The organism is Streptomyces sp. NPDC021080 (assembly GCF_044333225.1).
GTDB lineage: Bacteria > Actinomycetota > Actinomycetes > Streptomycetales > Streptomycetaceae > Streptomyces.
Genome location: NZ_JBIRQM010000002.1, coordinates 249639 through 265849, shown reverse-complemented (window position 1 = coordinate 265849; position 16211 = coordinate 249639). Strand labels below are relative to the sequence as shown.

15 protein-coding genes are annotated in these 16211 nt (G+C 71.6%); 10 read left to right on the top strand and 5 right to left on the bottom strand.

From position 1 onward, the window contains the following. Positions 1-2 precede the first annotated feature (2 nt). The 3 genes from ACH4S8_RS05255 to ACH4S8_RS05245 form a co-directional block, all read right to left on the bottom strand. Positions 3-827, bottom strand: coding sequence for a DUF1684 domain-containing protein (locus tag ACH4S8_RS05255; RefSeq protein ID WP_398391088.1), 825 nt, complete (start codon positions 825-827; stop codon positions 3-5). A gap of 180 nt (positions 828-1007) precedes the next feature. Beyond that, on the bottom strand, positions 1008-1931 hold the full coding sequence (locus tag ACH4S8_RS05250; RefSeq protein WP_398391086.1) for an LLM class F420-dependent oxidoreductase: 924 nt from the start codon (positions 1929-1931) through the stop codon (positions 1008-1010). Positions 1932-2172: 241 nt separating this feature from the next. After that, positions 2173-2952 (bottom strand): AraC family transcriptional regulator, encoded by a 780-nt coding sequence (locus ACH4S8_RS05245; protein WP_398391084.1) that lies wholly within the window; start codon positions 2950-2952, stop codon positions 2173-2175. 101 nt (positions 2953-3053) lie between these two features. On the opposite strand from ACH4S8_RS05245, the gene ACH4S8_RS05240 reads away from it, so the two are divergent. From ACH4S8_RS05240 to ACH4S8_RS05205, 8 genes are all read left to right on the top strand, one after another. Further along, a complete protein-coding gene (locus ACH4S8_RS05240; protein WP_398391082.1) occupies positions 3054-3890 on the top strand; it encodes a sulfite exporter TauE/SafE family protein in 837 nt (278 codons plus the stop codon). Positions 3891-4342: 452 nt separating this feature from the next. Continuing rightward, the gene (locus ACH4S8_RS05235) at positions 4343-5032 is read left to right on the top strand and encodes a M24 family metallopeptidase (protein ID WP_398391080.1); all 690 of its coding nucleotides are present in this window, start codon (positions 4343-4345) and stop codon (positions 5030-5032) included. A 461-nt stretch (positions 5033-5493) separates the two neighbouring features. Beyond that, on the top strand, positions 5494-6114 hold the full coding sequence (locus ACH4S8_RS05230) for a hypothetical protein (protein ID WP_398391078.1): 621 nt from the start codon (positions 5494-5496) through the stop codon (positions 6112-6114). A gap of 147 nt (positions 6115-6261) precedes the next feature. Continuing rightward, positions 6262-8994 carry a GNAT family N-acetyltransferase gene (locus ACH4S8_RS05225; protein WP_398391076.1) on the top strand — a complete coding sequence of 911 codons (2733 nt, stop codon included), beginning with the start codon at positions 6262-6264 and terminating at the stop codon, positions 8992-8994. A 12-nt stretch (positions 8995-9006) separates the two neighbouring features. Next, positions 9007-9738: a CBS domain-containing protein gene (locus ACH4S8_RS05220; protein WP_398391074.1), complete on the top strand. Its 732-nt coding sequence runs from the start codon at positions 9007-9009 to the stop codon at positions 9736-9738. Positions 9739-9754: 16 nt separating this feature from the next. Then, positions 9755-10252: a flavodoxin domain-containing protein gene (locus tag ACH4S8_RS05215; protein ID WP_398391073.1), complete on the top strand. Its 498-nt coding sequence runs from the start codon at positions 9755-9757 to the stop codon at positions 10250-10252. Positions 10253-10601: 349 nt separating this feature from the next. Beyond that, positions 10602-11702, top strand: coding sequence for an RNA-guided endonuclease InsQ/TnpB family protein (locus ACH4S8_RS05210; protein ID WP_398391071.1), 1101 nt, complete (start codon positions 10602-10604; stop codon positions 11700-11702). Next, the gene (locus tag ACH4S8_RS05205; protein ID WP_398391736.1) at positions 11585-11935 is read left to right on the top strand and encodes a zinc ribbon domain-containing protein; all 351 of its coding nucleotides are present in this window, start codon (positions 11585-11587) and stop codon (positions 11933-11935) included. The genes ACH4S8_RS05210 and ACH4S8_RS05205 overlap by 118 nt, the downstream gene beginning before the upstream one ends. A gap of 101 nt (positions 11936-12036) precedes the next feature. On the opposite strand, the gene ACH4S8_RS05200 is transcribed toward ACH4S8_RS05205, so the two are convergent. Further along, the gene (locus tag ACH4S8_RS05200) at positions 12037-12447 is read right to left on the bottom strand and encodes a helix-turn-helix transcriptional regulator (RefSeq protein WP_398391069.1); all 411 of its coding nucleotides are present in this window, start codon (positions 12445-12447) and stop codon (positions 12037-12039) included. A 460-nt stretch (positions 12448-12907) separates the two neighbouring features. Here ACH4S8_RS05200 and ACH4S8_RS05195 point away from each other — a divergent pair, with 460 nt between their 5' ends. Beyond that, positions 12908-14245, top strand: coding sequence for a helix-turn-helix domain-containing protein (locus ACH4S8_RS05195; protein WP_398391067.1), 1338 nt, complete (start codon positions 12908-12910; stop codon positions 14243-14245). A gap of 82 nt (positions 14246-14327) precedes the next feature. Here the strand turns inward: ACH4S8_RS05195 and ACH4S8_RS05190 are convergent, their stop codons facing one another. After that, on the bottom strand, positions 14328-14486 hold the full coding sequence (locus ACH4S8_RS05190; protein ID WP_398391065.1) for a hypothetical protein: 159 nt from the start codon (positions 14484-14486) through the stop codon (positions 14328-14330). Positions 14487-14834: 348 nt separating this feature from the next. Between ACH4S8_RS05190 and ACH4S8_RS05185 the strand changes: the two genes are divergently transcribed. Next, on the top strand, positions 14835-16175 hold the full coding sequence (locus ACH4S8_RS05185; RefSeq protein WP_398391063.1) for a hypothetical protein: 1341 nt from the start codon (positions 14835-14837) through the stop codon (positions 16173-16175). Positions 16176-16211: the final 36 nt, after the last annotated feature.

Sequence of the window (16211 nt, the reverse complement as noted above, 5' to 3'; positions counted from 1 at the left end):
GTTCAGGAACCGCCGCGTTCGCGCGGGATCTTCAGGCCCGCCTCGATCGCCACCGGCAGCCGGTTCTCCGCCGGGGGGAGCGGGCAGGTGGCCAGGTCCGTGTAGGCGCACGGCAGGTTCGCGGCGCGGTTGAAGTCCAGGACGACCGTGCCGTCGGCGGCGGGCGGTTCGACGGCCAGGGACCGGTTGGCGGCGTAGGTGGTGACACCGGACGTCGCGTCGGTGAACAGCACGGTCAGCCCGCCTAGACCGTGCCCGGGGAACGCGGTCAGCGCCAGCCGGTGCCCGTCCAGCTCGAACTCGATCCGGCCGGGGGCCTCGTACACGTGCTCAAGACCCTCGACCGCGGCGCCCACGGTGGTGGGGCGCGGCGCGTCGAACGGGACGTAACGGCCCGTCACCGCCCAGCGCGGGTCGGGGGCGTAGGCGGGCGTTCCGGTGAAGGCCGTACGCAGCGGCGCGTCCGGGTGCCGGGGGCGCACGATGTCATGGCCGCCCCGCTTGGCGACCTCGATGACGGCGTCCTTCCAGATCGCGTCGACGCCACCGCGTTCGGGCAGCACGCCGAACCGGTGCTCACCGCGCACCGGCGTTCCGCCGACGACCAGTTCCTCGCCGTCGTCGAGGGTGACGACGACCCCGTCGCGGCCGGTGTACCAGGTGCCGGGCGCGTCGGGGAAGCGCTGCGGCCGGTCGTCGAGCCAGTGCAGGCCGGTGATCGCCAGGAACCCGTGCGGGTGGGCGAGTCGGGCCTCCTGGGCGCGGTACCACTCCAGCCACCGCTCGGTGAAGGCATGGAGGTCCGCTGAGGTCGCCTCGGTGGTCATGAATGCTCCTTCGGTGTACGAGGACCGCCCCCGCGCGGGGACGCGGGGACGCGGGGACGCGGGGACGCGGGGACGCGGGGACGCGGGGACGCGGGGACGCGGGGACGCGGGGACGCGGGGACGCGGGGATTACGGGATGCAGGAATGCGGAAACGGGGGACTGCGAGGGGAGGACGGGGCTCAGCCGGCCAGTGCGCCGAGGAGTGCCCAGGTGCGGCGCCGGTCCGCCGCCCCCGCCAACGCGGTTCCCGAGAAGACGACCTCGGTGGCCCCGGCGTCGCGGTAACGCCGTACCTCGGCCTCGACCGCCTTCTCGTCGCCGATCACGGCCAGGTCCGCGGCGCGCCGGCCGCCGGAGAGTTCGATGACCCGGGCGTAGGACGGGATCTGTTCGTAGAAGGCGAGGTTCTCGGTCGCCTTGGCTCGCACGGCGTCCACGTCGTCCGTGACCACGCCGGGCACGAGTGCCACGATCCGGGGCGCGGGCCGTCCGGCGGACTCGGCCGCCGCGGTCAGGGCGGGCACGATGTGTTCCGCGAGGGCGCGCGGTCCGGCGAGGTAGGGCAGGATCCCGTCCGCCAGTTCACCGCTGACCCGCAGCGCCTGCGGGCCCATCGCGGCGACGAGCAGCGGAACACCTGTCTCCGCGCCCGGTACGCGTGCGGGGAACGGGGTGGAGGCGGTGAGCAGTTCACCGTGGAAGTCGGCCGTGCCGGTGTCGGTCAACTGGCGCAGTGCGGTGAGGAATTCGCGCAGGCGGGCGACGGGCCGCTCGAAGGGCAGGCCGAAGCCGGTCTCCGTCAGCAGTTTCGTGCCCAGGGCCAGTCCGAGGTGGTAGCGGCCGTGGGTGGCGGCCTGGGCGGTCTGGGCCTGGCTCGAGACCAGCAGCGGGTGGCGGCCGAACACGGGGATCGCGGAGGTGCCCACCTGCAGTTCCGGTACCGCGCGTCCGACGATCGCGGCGAGCTGCGGTGAGTCCGCGCCGAAGGTCTGGCCGAACCACACGGACCGCAGACCGGCGGCCGCGGCCTCCCCGGCCAGTTCCACACTGGCGTCGACCTGGTTCCGCGCGTCGGATGCGTCGAGTGCTACTCCAACAGTCATGTCAGGGGGAACGGGCGGTCGGTGAGCCCGCATTCCGTTCGTGTGTGACGGCTGGATGTCAGTCGTGTGATGCCGGTCCGCCGGACGGAGCCGTTCGGGCCCCGGGACGGGATCCGGTCCGAAAGCGGCCGGGGTCCGGCTTGTGGCGGCCGGGGCCCGACCCGAAAGCGGCCGGGGTCCGACCCCGAACCCGTCGCCGGTCTGCGCGACTTGGAGGCAGCAGGCTGTACGGATCAGGACGTTAGCCACCGGTGGTGTCGGGGCCCCTGTACGCCGTCGGTGGTCGGCCGAGGAGTCTTTTGAACGCGGCCGTGTAGGCGGCCGGGTTGTCGTAGCCCAGCATGGCCGCGATGCGCGTGACGGGCGTTCCCGTGGCGAGGTGCTGCACGGAATGCAGGACGCAGGCGCGTTGCCGCCACTGCGCATAACTCAGACCGGTGCCGCGCCGGAACAGGCGGGCAAGGGTTCTTTCGCTGATGTTGAGGACAGCGCACCAGCGTGCGGGAGGGGCGTGGATGTCCGGCTTCCGCAGGAACGCCTCGCACAGGCCGCGCAGTCGGGGATCGGACGGCAGCGGCACATCGAGGGGCAGCGGGGTGAGGCTCTTGAGCTCGTGGAGGAGGAGGGTGACGACCGCCGCGTCGCGGCTGTGCTCGGGGTAGCGCGGCTCCATTCCGACGGCTTCCAGAATCAGGGCCCGGAGCAGGGCGGAGACGTCGACGGCCGTGCAGCGGGCGGGAAACCACGGCACGGCGGCCGGTTCGATGTAGAGGCTGCGGGTGCTGACGGCTGTCATCGTGACCTGATGTCTGGTCATGGGCGGGATCAGTACCGCACGGGCCGTGGGGATCGTCCAGCTGCCGTCCGCCGTTTCGACCCGCATGACGCCGCTGGCCGCGTACAGGACCTGGGCGCGGCGGTGCTCGTGCCAGACGAGCAGGTGGTCACGGGGGTAGTCGGTGCCGATGGCCAGGACGGCGCGATCGAGGCCGTCCACCTCCGCGACCGGGATGTTGCGCATCCCGCGAGGGTACGCGGGACCGTGCGACCTGTCTGCTGCGCGTAGGAGGACGGCAGTTCATCGATTGCCCGACAGGCCTCATGATCTCTAGCGTCTTGCCCGTGCTCACCTCGTTCCTCACCCTCTTGTCGTTCGGGTGCCTGACCGGCATCACGACCGTGCTCTTCGGCTTCGGCGGCGGCTTCATCGCGGTGCCCGTCGTTTACGGCGTCCTGAGCGCCGCGGCGCGTCCCGGGGCGGACGCCATGCACGTCGCGGTGGCGACCTCGGCGGCGGTCATGGTCGTCAACGCCGTGACAGCGGCGCTGGCCCAGTGGCGTCAGGGCCGGCTGCATCGCGCGTACGTCTGGCCGCTGGCGGCGTTCATCACGATCGGCGCCGCTGCCGGATCGTTCGCGGCCACCTTCGTCGGCGGTACGGCGCTGCGCGTGCTGTTCGTCGCCTACCTGCTGGTGACGATCACCGACAGCCTGCTCCGGAAGGGCTTCCTCTCCGTGGCCGATCAGACGCCTCCCGAGCCCCTGGGGCGGGGCGTCACCACCCTCGGCGGAATGGGCATCGGCCTGGTGGCCGCCGGTCTGGGGGTGGGCGGCAGCGTCATGACGGTCCCGCTCCTGCGACGCAGGGGCCTTCCCATGGCCGAGGCGACCGCCATGGCCAACCCCCTCAGCGTCCCCGTCGCCCTGGCCGGGACCCTCGTCTACGCCCTCGCCCCCGACGCTCCCGTGGGCACAGGACAGTTCGGTTACGTCGATCTCACGGCGGGCGCCGCCCTGCTCATCGGATCGCTGCCCACCATCGCCGTGGCGAGGCGAGTCGCCGGCCGTGTCCCGGACCGCGTCCACTCCGCCGCGTACGTCCTCCTGCTCCTGGCCGTCCTGATCGTGATGACGGTCACGGGAGCCTGGCGCAGTGACCTCCCCGGCCCGGGGTCGTGAGCCCGGCGCAGCGATGAGAAATCGCGGTGCCGCCGTCCGGTCGAGCCGCCTGTGGTGCTCCGGTGAAAGATCGCGAACTGATGGCCGGCGGAGTGAACCAGGTCGTCCGGGAAGGAGATCGCGCCCCGCATCCCGGTGACATCCGCACCGCCCCGGCCGCACCAGGATCGTCCCGGTCACCTGGGACGGCGCCACCGCCCGCCCCGTCGGCGGCCACCGCCCCGCCTTCCTGCACGGCGCGGCTCTCGCGGACGCTCTCGCCGCCGTGGCCCCCGACTGGCAGCCCGGACAGCCGACTCCGCTGATCCCGCTCGCGCGGTGAACGCGTTCGTGGCTCAGGGGCACAGCAGCCAGGAGATCTCCGCCCCGGGCGGATCCGACGCACGCCGACCGTCCTGAAACTAGGTGTAATTTGGTTCACTTGAGAGTCCACTGAAATGTACTCTCGGGGCATGACTGATCACGAACGCACGCGCGCAGTACGACTGTTGGAGGCCCAGGCGAAGGCCGAGCGGCTCTTCGCGGAGATCGAGGCGCGCGGGCTGGTCGCGCCGGGCAAGGGAGAGCGGGCGGTCAGCGACGAGGTCCGGGACCTGGCGAACGAGATGTTCGGCACCACCCGGCACTGGCACAAGCGGATCGTGCGCTCGGGGCCGAACACGCTGAAGCCGTACCGGGAGAACCCGCCGGACCGGGTGATCGGCGCGGACGACATCGTGTTCGCCGACTTCGGGCCGATCTTCGAGGAGTACGAGGCCGACTTCGGACGGACCTTCGTCCTCGGCGACGATCCGGTCAAGCGCCGACTGCGGGACGACCTGCCGCAGATCTTCGCCGCCGGCAAGCGGTTCTTCGCCGACGCCCCCGACATCACGGGCAAGCAGCTGTACGCCGAGGTCGAGCGGCTGGCCGCCGACGCGGGGTGGGAGCTGGGCGGCTGGCACGCCGGGCACCTGGTCGGCGAGTTCCCGCACGAGTCGATCGACGGGGCGGACACCGAGTCGTACGTCGCGCCCGCCAACGGCACCCCGCTGCGCCGCACCGACAAGGCGGGCTGCGTCTGCCACTGGATCCTGGAGATTCATCTCATCGACCGCGAGCGGGAGTTCGGCGGCTTCCACGAGGAACTGCTCACCCTCTGACCCGCGACGACCGCGGTGACGCGCCGGCCGATGTGGCGGACGGTGTCGTCGAGGACGCGGGTGCCGCTGACGCCGAATCCGGAGCACTGACCCGGAGCACTGACCCGGAGCACTGACCCGGAGCACTGACCCGGCGCAGGAAGCCGGTGGCGGCGCGGCCCCGCATTGTCGGCCAACTCACTTCAGTGGAAGCCCTGTTGTGTTCTCGGTCACGGTCGCCTGGGTTCCATGGAGTCCGAAACCGACGCTCGGAAGCCGGGGTTCTCGACGCCGGGCGGTGATGCAGGCGGCCCACAGGCCCGGCCCGGTCACGCTCCAGCGGCTTTGATCCCAACCGGCTTGCCACACAGGGCCGTTCGGCCCCACGCCGACGGCCCTTCGGCATCGGGCGTCCGATGACGCCCGGGACGACAGTGAGACACGTCAGGCAACGACCCGACTCTCTCGAGGGGATTCCCACGATGGCCGTTCACGAACACGCGCACCGCGGTTCCGGCTTCCGTCTGTCCGCCTTCTTCCGCGGGCACCGGACCGTCTCCGCCTCCGGGACCTCCGTTGCGGCGGACACCGTCCCGGCCTACGCCCTCGCCTCCCTGCGACTGCTCACCGGATTCGTCTTCCTGTGGGCCTTCCTCGACAAGACCTTCGGCCTCGGCTACGCGACCCCGTCCGGCAGGGGCTGGGCCGACGGCGGCTCGCCGACCAAGGGATTCCTCAGCACGGTCGCCGCCGGACCGATGGAGTCGACGTTCCACGCGTGGGCCGGCGCCGCCTGGGCCGACTGGCTGTTCATGCTCGGTCTGCTCGGCATCGGTGTGGCCCTGGTCGGCGGGGTCGCGATGCGGCTCGCCGCCGTCGCCGGTACCGCCATGACGGCCCTGATGTGGATGGCCGAATGGCCGCCCGCCCGGCATCTCTCGGACGGTGCCCCGAGCATGTCGACGAACCCGTTCGCCGACTACCACCTCGTCTACGCCGCAGTCCTGATCGTCCTGGCCGCCACCGCCGCAGGCGACACCCTGGGCGCGGGCCGGCTCTGGGCCCGGCTGCCGTTCGTCCGCGACCACCGCTGGCTGCGCTGAACCTCTCGACCGGAGCCCCGGGGCGGGGCGGGGCCGGTCGGCGCCGACGGGAGGGCCGACCGGCCCCGGGGCGGCCCGTACAGCCCATGGGCCTGCGCCCCGTTCCGCCGGACGATCGAAGTACCGAGTCATGGGAGGAGATCCGCGATGACGGACGACCTGCTCGAACGGCACCCCGTCCACGCCCTGCTCGCCGACGGCACCACCGCACGCATCCGGCCGGCGCTCCCGGGCGACCACGACCGGCTGCGTGGCTTCTACGAGGAGATGGCCCCGGAGAACCTCCGGCTGAGGTTCTTCTCGGCCGGCCGCCGCTCGGGCACCCTGGCCGCGGACCGGGCCTGCGCCCCCGTCCGTCCGGGCCACCGCGCCCTGCTGGCCGAGGCGGACGGCCGGGTGATCGGGCTCGCCGAGTACGACACCGGCGGAGCCGGAGACACCGGGGAGAAGGGGGCCGGAGACACCGGGAAGAAGGCGGAGGCGGAGATCTCCGTCGCCGTCGCCGACGGCCTTCACCACCGGGGCGTGGGCACCCTGCTCGTCGAGCATCTCGTCTCGGCCGCCCGGTGCGAAGGCATCACCACCTTCACCGCCGACGCGCTCAGCGAGAACCACGAGATCCTCCGGCTCTTCGCCGACCTCGGCCTGCGCACCACCCGCCGCTTCGAGGGGCCGGAGGTGCGCTGCACCATCCACCTCGACCAGGACAACGCCTATCTGACCGCGGTCGAGGCCCGCGGCCGCGCCGCCGACGTGGCCAGTCTGGTGCCCCTCCTGCGGCCCTCCACGATCGCCGTGGTCGGAGCGGGACGCACGCCGGGGTCGGTGGGCCGGGCCGTCCTGCACCACCTGCGCACCGGTGGCTTCACCGGCCGCCTCTTCGCCGTGAACCCCCACGTCACCTCGGTGCTCGGGGTGCCGTCCCACCCGTCGGTCGCGGCGCTGCCGAAGACACCCGATCTCGTGGTCGTGGCCGTACCGGCCGCCGGGGTGCCCGCCGTCGCCGAGGAGTGCGGCACGTCCGGGGTCCGCGCTCTCGTCGTGATCACCGTCGGCCTCGACCGCGCCCAGGCGCAGGCCCTGCTGACCGCCTGCCGTACCTACGGCATGCGGCTGGTCGGCCCCAACTGTCTCGGTGTCTCCAACACGGACCCGGAACTGAGCCTCGACGCCACCTTCGCCGCCGAGCATCCCCGCCCGGGGACGGCCGGTGTCGCCGTGCAGTCCGGCGGGGTGGGCATCGCCCTGCTCGACGGACTCTCCCGGCTGGGCATCGGGGTCTCCTCGTTCGCCTCGCTGGGCGACAAGTTCGACGTCAGCGGCAACGACATGCTCCAGTGGTGGGAGAGCGACGGCCGCACCGGCCTCGCCCTGCTGCACCTGGAGTCCTTCGGCAACCCGCGCGCCTTCTCCCGCACCGCCCGCCGGGTGACCCGCCGCATCCCGGTACTGACCGTCGACGCCGGCCGCACCGACGCGGGCCGCAGGGCGGCCGCCTCCCACACGGCCGCCGCCGCCACCCGCACCATGACCCGACAGGCCCTGTTCACCCAGGCGGGCATCACCGCGACACGCTCGGTCGGCGAACTCCTCGAGACCGCCGCCCTGCTGCACTCCCAGCCGCTGTCCGAAGGCCCTCGCGTCGCCGTCGTCACCAACGCGGGCGGTGCCGGGGTGCTCACCGCGGACGCCTGCGCGGAGGCCGGGCTCGTCCTTCCCCCGCTCACCCCGGCGGTGATCGACGAACTCCTCGCCGTCCTGCCCGACGGCGCCACCGCCGGCAACCCGGTCGACGCGACCGCCGCGGTGTCCGAGGAACAGCTCACCGAGTGCGTCGACCGCCTCGTCCGGTGCCCCGGCATCGACACCGTCGTCGTGGCGCTCGTCCCCACCGCGGTCGCCGCGGCCACCGGCGACGACCTGGTCCGGGCCCTCACCAGGGCTCCCGGGCGAAGGGCCCGCCCGGTGATCGTCGTACGTCTGGAGCAGGACCGGCCCGTGCGGCTGCTGCCCGCCGACGGCGGCGGCACCGTCCCCTCGTACGCCGAACCGCAGTCGGCGGCCCGCGCCCTGGCCCACGCCGCCCGGCGCGCCGCCTGGCTCGCCCGGCCTGCCGGGACCGTCCCCGCCTTGGACGGCATCGAGTCCGAACGGGCCCGCACGGTCGTCGAGGACCACCTCGCCGCCCACCCCGACGGCGGCCGGCTCGACCCGCGCACCTGCGCCGAGCTGCTCGCCTGCTACGGCGTCCCGCAGATCCCGTGGGCCTGGGCCGAGACCGAGGACGACGCCGTGCTCGCCGCCGACCGGCTGCGCGGCTTCGACGGCAGGGTGGTCATGAAGGCCCACTGGCCGGGCCTCCTGCACAAGACGCAGCAGCACGCCGTCCACCTCGACCTGCGCGGCGACGCCCAGATCAGGGCCGCGTTCCGCGATCTGGAGACCCGTTTCGCGGGCCTCATGACCGGTGTCGTCCTGCAGCCCCTCGCCGACCGCGGCACCGAACTCCTCGCGGGCGTCGTCCAGGACGAGGTCTTCGGCCCGCTCGTCCTGTTCGGACTCGGCGGTACGGCGGCGGAGGTGCTCGCCGACCACGCCGCCCGCCTCGCCCCGCTCACCGACCGGGACGTCCACGAACTGATCACCTCTCCCCGGTGCGCCCCGCTGCTGCTGGGCGCGAACGGGCACACCCCCGTCGACCTCGAACGGCTGGAACAGCTGCTGCTGCGGCTGTCCCGGATGGCTGCGGACCTTCCGCAGCTCGCCGAGGTCGATCTCGATCCCGTCCTGGCGACACCGGGCGGCGTCACCGTGCTCGACGCACGGGTACGGCTGCTGCCGCGCCGCCCCCAGGACCCGTACCTGCGCAGACTGCGCTGAGGAGGAACGGCCATGCGGTACGACAAGATCGGCTCCGTGATGACCACGGACGTGGTCCGCGCCGGGTACGGCACACCGTTCAAGGAAGTGGCCCGGCTGCTCGCCGCGCACCGGATCAGCGGACTGCCGGTGGTGGACGAGGACGACAAGGTCATCGGTGTCCTGTCGGAGACGGACCTGCTGATGCACCAGGCGACCACGCCGGACCCGTACGAGCCGGAGCACCATCTGAGGTTCGCCGGCCTCACGCCCGGTGCCCGGCGTCAGGCCGCCAAGAACAAGGCCCGTACCGCCGGTGGACTGATGACGGCACCGGCCGTGACCGTGCACGCCGACGACACCATCGTCCAGGCCGCCCGCACCATGGCCCAGAAGCACGTGGAACGGCTCCCCGTCCTCGACGAGGAGGACCGGCTCGTCGGGATCGTCACCCGCCGCGACCTCCTCCAGGTCTTCCTGCGGCCGGACGAGGAGATACGACGCGAGGTGATCGACGAGGTGCTGGTGGGCTCGCTGTGGCTGTCGCCCCGCAGCATCGAGGTCTCCGTGACGGAGGGCGTCGTCACGCTCGCCGGGAGCATGGAGCGCAAGAGCGAGACCGAGATCGCCGTGTCCATGACGCGCCGGATCGACGGTGTGGTCGACGTGGTCTCCCACCTCACCCACCGGTTGGACGACGCGTATCTGCGCCCCGACGATCGCGCACCGCACGGCGTGGCCGAGGACTGGCTGCGCCGGTTGTGAAAGGAGGCGGACCGTCATGACCGGCACCGTGTTGGTCACCTACGGAACGACGAACGGATCCACGGCGGAGATCGCCGAAGCGGTCGCCGACACCCTGCGGGGAGACGGGCTGACCGTCCGGGCCCTGCCGGCCCGGTCCGTGACGAGCGTGGCACCCTACGACGCCGTCGTGGTCGGCGGCGGGCTCTACGCGGGACGCTGGCACAAGGACGCGCGGCGGTTCGTACGCCGCAATCGAGATGTACTCGCGGAGCGTCCGGTGTGGTTCTTCAGCAGCGGCCCGCTCGACGCCTCCGCCGGCGACCGGGACATCCCGCCGGTGCCCGGGGTGCGGCGGGCAATGACCCGGCTGGACGCCCGGGGCCACGTCACCTTCGGCGGATGCCTGAAGGAAGGAGCCAAGGGGCGGATCGCCAAGATGATCGTCAGCTCCGGGAAAGGCGGCGACTTCCGGGACTTCGACGCGGTCGAGCGGTGGGCGAAGGGCATCGCGGCATCGCTGACCCGCGTGTAGGAGGAAGGAGCGGCAAGCGGACCCGGCCTGCCGGCCCCGGGCTTTCGGGCCCGGCCCCGGGCCGGGCCCGTACGGCGACTCCACCTTGCTTTCGGGTAGGGTGCCCGGTCCTTCAGGGCCGGGGTGAATGCCCGCTCCCGCAAAGCGGGTTAGAGGAAGCCGAATCGCCGTCAGGGCAGTTCGGCGTCTCGGGAGAGACGGTGGTGAGGCCGGCCTCAAGCCGGTGCGGCAGCTCGGAGCCAACGGTGGCTGACTGACTGGTGGTCAGTGGCTGGGAAGGGTCGCTCGCACGGGTGGTGTCGGTCGATGGTGTGGGCGGTCAGGGAACGCGCGGGCTAGGTTCACGGTCGTGGCGCGGTTTCGGATGTATCCGACGGGTGAGCAGGCGGGTGTCATGCTCGGTCACTGCGCGCATGCCCGGTATGTCTGGAACCTGGCCGTCGAGCAGCACACGCACTGGTACAAGGGGCGCAGGGCGACGCCCGGTTTTGCCGAGCAGTGCCGTCAGCTCACCGAAGCTCGGCGTGAGAACGTCTGGCTGGCCGCGGGCAACGCGGATGTGCAGCAGCAGGCGCTGAAGGACTTTGCCGCGGCGAAGAGCGCCCGCTTCGCGTCCGGGTTCGGTGAGCCGACCTGGCGCAGGAAGCACGTGCACGAGGGCTTTCGTGTCATCGGCACCGACCGTGTTCCGGAGTTTGAGGCGGATGGCTCACCGCAACTGAACGCAAAGACCGGAAAGCAGATCATGGGCCGGTCCGTGGTGGTGCAGAGGCTCAACCGCAGGTGGGCGCGGGTGAAGGTGCCCGGCTGCGGCTGGGTCCGCTTCCGGCTCAGCCGCAACGGCAAGGGCTCCCAGCTGCCGAAGGCCAAGACTTTCCGCGTCACCTTCCGTAACGGTCGATGGCACGTGGCGTTCGCCGTCGTCCCCGCCCCCGTGGATGGCCCCGGCACGGGTGAGGTCATCGGTATCGACCGGGGCGTGGCCATCACCGCCGCCCTCTCCGACGGACGGAAGCTGAACTGCCCGCAGCTCACCGTCAAAGAACGCGCCCGGATCCGCAAACACCAGCGCCGGGCCGCCCGCGCCCCCAAGGGAAGCGAGCAAAAGAGCACCGAGTACGCCAAGGTGGCCAGGCTCAAGGCCCGTGAGGCGGACCGGCGCAAGGACTGGTGCGAGAAGACCAGCACCATGCTCGCCCGCACCTACGACCTGGTGCGATTCGAGAAACTGAACATCAGGAACATGACCGCCTCCGCGAAGGGAACGGTCGAACAACCCGGCAAGAACGTCCGGGCCAAGGCCGGGCTGAACCGGGCGGTCCTCGCCCAGGGCTGGGGCCTGCTGCGGCAGCGCACCGGGCACAAGGCACCCGGCCGCATCCAGGACGTCCCCGCCCCCTACACCAGTCTGCGCTGCAGTGCCTGCTGGGGGCACCTCCCACGCCCTTAAGGCAGTGGGGGAGGATCGACAAGAACTCGCGCAAGAGCCAAGCCGAGTTCGTCTGCTCCTCCTGCGGCTTCACCTGCAACGCCGACACCAACGCAGCAAACAATGTCGCGGCAGGACAGGGCGGGATCCCCCGCCCCCGGCGAACAGCCGGTGCCGGAGGGGTGACAACGGCCACCGGCCGCTCGAACACCCGTGAACCCCAACCCACACGGGCTGAAATCCCCCTCATTTAAGAGGGGGAGGATGTCAACGAGGTGTCCGCGTCGCCCGCGAGACGATGGCGGGCCTTGCGCGCCACGGCCGCCGCCGCGGCCCCCGAGCCGACCGGAAAGGTCTACGCGGTGCGCCGGGACAGGGGCGGCGACGCCCGTACGCCGAAGTTCCCCGTCGCCGCGTCGGCGGGCAAGGAGGTCCCGCGGGGCGGGCGGTTCGTCCGGTCGGGGGTGCGCATGCGACTGCCGAGGGCCACCCCCAGCTGAAAGCGGTTGTCGACGCCGAGCCTGTCCATGAGCGAGCGCAGGATGTTCGTCACCGTCCGGGGGCTGACACCGAGTCTGCCGGCGGCACTCGCGTCGGTGTGTCCCGCGAGCAGCAGCGCGACGAGTTTCCGCTGGCGTTCGTCGAGCGGCATGACGGCGGCGAGCCGGTCCTCGACGCTCGGCCGCACAGGGGCGGGCCGCTGTTCGCCTGCGGGTGTCCGAAGACCGCCGCGGCGCAAAGATATGGGGTTCGGTGAGGTCAGCACGGGACTCCCCTGGTCGATGTGATCTGGCGTGACGTGCGGTGGCAGAGCGCGCCGCGCGGGGGCCGTGGCCGCACCGCTCGGCGTGGCTGGGACACCGAAAGAGCTAAAGGCGGGGTCCGGGGTCCCGGAGTGGAACCGAGCCCCGGAAACGGTCATTCATGCCCTTTCGAGCGTTCGGTGGTTGACAGCAGGAGTGACTGCGGTCAATAACTCGTGCCCGCCGGGGTCAAAACTGCTGAAAGCGGAATCCGACCGCCGGCGTGAGGTAGCGCTCCCACGGTCGGGGTGAACCCCTCGACCCGTGTGTCCAGCTGCTGTGATGGTCATCGCGGTGGTTTCGGGCGGGGAAGGAATGGCCGCCCGCCGGATGTGTGGCTCGTGAAGACAGTTCACCGTCGGGCAATGGTTTGAGCTAAACTTGACTGATCGGTAATACCCGTCAAGTTGGCGAGGAGCAGGTGTGAAGATCTCGGGTGAAGTCGGTACGCGTATCCGACGCCTGCGCCGATCCGCCGGAATGTCCCAGGCCGACCTCGCGGGCGGAGATCTGTCCGCGAGCTACATCTCGCTGCTGGAGGCCGGCAAGCGGACGCCGTCGGCGGAAGTGCTCGCACAGCTGGCCAAGCGGCTGGACTGCGACCTGTCCGATCTGACCGGCGCCCCTTCCGAGGTCCCGGTCAAAGAGCTCGAGGTGGAACTGAACTACGCCGAGATGGCCCTGAACAACGGGGACCCGAACGCGGCGTTCGAGGCGTACCGGGTCGTCCAGGAGAAGGTGACGGTCTCCGCCCAGCCCGAGGTCTGGTACAGGGCGGAGCACGGAATGGCCCGCTCCCTGGAGCACGGAGGCCGGCTCGAGGAGGCGGTCGCCCGCCTCGAGGCGCTGCATTCCGCCTCCCTGGAGCGTCCCGACCTGGTGCCCCGGCTCACCACCGTGATCGCGTTGTGCCGCTGCTACCGCGAGCTGGGCGACCTGTCCCACTCCATAGAGGTGGCCGAGGCCACCCTCGCGGAACTGGAGAAGCTGGAACTCGGTCCGACGGTCATCGGGGTCGAGCTGCTGTCCACCCTGGTGGGTGTGTACATGGAGCGCGGTGACATGCACCGGGCGTCGTACCTGGCCACCCGGGCGATCGAGCAGGCGGGCGCGATCACGGACTCCCGCGCGCTCGGCGCCGCGTACTGGAACGCCAGCGTGGTCATGCACCGCAACGGGAACACCGCGGACGCGCTGACGCTGATCGAGAAGGCGCTGGCCATCTACGCCGAGGGCGACGACCAGCGGGCCCTGGCGCGGCTGCGCAACGCCTACGCCATGGTGCTGCTGCAGTCGGAGACGGCGCAGCCGGAGGTCGCCCGCGACGTCCTCGGCCAGAGCCTCGCGAGCCTGCGCGACGTCGGCAGCAGTGTGGATGTCGCGTACTGCCTCTCGGCCCTGGCGCAGGCCGAGTTGCGCCTCGGGAACGGCGCCGCCGCCATCGAGCACGCCGAACACGCGCTGGAACTGCTGGGCCCCGATCATCGTCTGCAGAGCGCCCGCAACCATCTGGTGCTGGCCGCGGCCCGACTGGCCCGGGGGGAGAGGAAATCCGCCCAGGACGCCTATGAGCGGGGTGCCCTGATGCTGGAGGCGTCGGAGTCGAACCGCCAGGCGGCGTTCGCCTGGGCCGAGTTGGCCGAGATTCTGAAGCTCTGCGGCGAGGACGAGCGTGCGGTGTGGGCGTACCGGCAGAGCATGCGGTGCATGGGGCACCGGGAGACCTTTCTGACGGGGCAGAAGCTGACGTCGCGCACGTAGCGCCGGCGCTGGGCCGAGGGCGACCGCCGTGGGGGCGGCGGGAGGATGCCACCACCACCCCCACGTGGTGCGGACGGGACTGTCAGCAGCACAGGGGGATGTCCGTGTCCGTCTTCTCGTTCGGCTCGCCGGTCGAGGACGTGGCGACCACGCGGGTGGTGCCGGTCCGTGCTCCGGAGTGACCCGGCTGTGCGGCCTGGGCGGTGACGGCCCCCAGGGCGGCCGCACACAGCAATACCACAGCGGCTGTCGAAAAGCGCCTTGAGTGAATCATTCCTGCTTCTCCCCGTCGTATCTCTCACGAGTGGCTGAAGTGGTCGGCTTCAGCCAGTGACTCGTTTTGTGACTGACTTGACTGGCTCGGTGGAAAGATGCTGACACGCCATGACTGCGCCGGTCAACACGGAGATCAGGTGGAGCGAAATGTGCGTGTCGCACTATCAGACACCTTTGCGGCTTTTCTGTAAGGGTGTAAAACGGAACGATTCGGCAGAAAATTCAGCTCGCGAAAAACCTGGATGCGGCAAATTGAGGGGCGTGACTAATATTTGTGACAGCTGGTCAAGTTCCGTAAAGGTGAAAGCGGGGGGTGGTGCGAGTGCGCGGGAGCGTGCCGCAGGGAGGGCCGGCCGGGGCGGATGTCCTGGCCGCTTCGGCGTTCGCCGAATGCCTGGTCGGACTCGGTTACGGCCGACGGCCGCCCGGCCCCCTGCTCGCCGAGGACGGCGGCGCCACCCTCTTCACCTCCGTCGCGTCGCCGGCCTGGCGGAGATCCCTGACCGGCCATCCGAGGCCGGAACCGGGCGGCGCCGTCGTCCTCCAGTGGGTGCTGAACACCAGCCGGCTGCTGGCCCTGCCGCCCGCCTCACCGCCCAGCGCCGGGCGCACGGTGGGGGCCGTCTGGACGGGTGCGCGTGATTACGAGGAGGCGCTTCACGACGTGCTGGAGGCGTTGCGGGAGGCCGGTACCGGACCCGGTGACCTGACGTTCCTGCTCCGTGCGCACGCGCAGGACGCGGCCCGGGTGACAACCGCCCTGAGACGGCTGGGCGTCGGACCGGAGCGCATGGCGCACGGCCCGCGACTGCCGGACACCCCGGTGCGCATGGACGCCGAGCTGGGGCCGTGCCTCACCCTGCGGAGCCCGTCCTGGGGGCCCGCGTTCGCCCACTGCGACGGCCGGTGCGCGTGCGGCTGTCATGTCTCCGTTGCGCACATCCAGTTCGTGGAGCGCCGGCGGACGGCGGGACGCGTGGTGCCGCTGCGGCACCCGCTGTTCGAGACGATCGTCTCCGAGCACGCGCTGACCCACGGCCCGCGTGCGGGATCCCCGGCGCCGGCCGATCCGGCGCTGCCTGCCTCGCCGCCGTTGCTGAGGCCGCTGATCGCGGGCATCTCCGAGCTGCTGGTCGGGGCGAGCGCATCGCAAGGCCCGAGTCCGGTCTTCCTCGCGGACCTGTCGAGCGCCGCTTCGCTGCTGCTCGGAGAGGGGTTGGCCCCGGGGCCACGGGGCGGTCCCCACGTCCTGCGCCGGCTCCTTCGCACCATCGGTACCGAACTGGCGGTGCACGGTCTTCCGCCGGCGCTGCTGACCTCGGTCGTGGCCGCCGCGGAACTCGTCTACCGGGCCCCTCTCGGCTTTCCCCGGATGTCCGCCGGCTCCTGGGTGCACATGGCGGACGAACGGGACGCCTTCCTCAGGGTGTTGAGCAGGGGACGCAGTCAGGTGATGCGGCCCGGAGTCCTCTCGGACCGGCCCTGGGAGACGGCGGGGCAGCTGATGAGGCTCCGCTCGGAGCGGGGCGTGCCGCTCGCGCTGTCGCTGCGCTGGTGCCGGGAAGCGGGGATGGAACTGCCCCTGGTGCATCTGGCGCTCGCGGACCTCTGGGACACCCGGGCGCCCGCGCTGCCGCCCGGCGTCCGGGTGTGACCTCCGGCCGGCCGGGGCCGGAACGCGGCGGGAGAA

What these genes read in the sequence shown, in the direction of transcription:
- ACH4S8_RS05255 (WP_398391088.1), bottom strand. Translation starts at nt 827, where the DNA reads ATGACCACCGAGGCGACCTCAGCGGACCTCCATGCCTTCACCGAGCGG.
- ACH4S8_RS05250 (WP_398391086.1), bottom strand. Translation starts at nt 1,931, where the DNA reads ATGACTGTTGGAGTAGCACTCGACGCATCCGACGCGCGGAACCAGGTC.
- ACH4S8_RS05245 (WP_398391084.1), bottom strand. Translation starts at nt 2,952, where the DNA reads ATGCGCAACATCCCGGTCGCGGAGGTGGACGGCCTCGATCGCGCCGTC.
- ACH4S8_RS05235 (WP_398391080.1), top strand. Translation starts at nt 4,343, where the DNA reads ATGACTGATCACGAACGCACGCGCGCAGTACGACTGTTGGAGGCCCAG.
- ACH4S8_RS05230 (WP_398391078.1), top strand. Translation starts at nt 5,494, where the DNA reads ATGGCCGTTCACGAACACGCGCACCGCGGTTCCGGCTTCCGTCTGTCC.
- ACH4S8_RS05225 (WP_398391076.1), top strand. Translation starts at nt 6,262, where the DNA reads ATGACGGACGACCTGCTCGAACGGCACCCCGTCCACGCCCTGCTCGCC.
- ACH4S8_RS05220 (WP_398391074.1), top strand. Translation starts at nt 9,007, where the DNA reads ATGCGGTACGACAAGATCGGCTCCGTGATGACCACGGACGTGGTCCGC.
- ACH4S8_RS05215 (WP_398391073.1), top strand. Translation starts at nt 9,755, where the DNA reads ATGACCGGCACCGTGTTGGTCACCTACGGAACGACGAACGGATCCACG.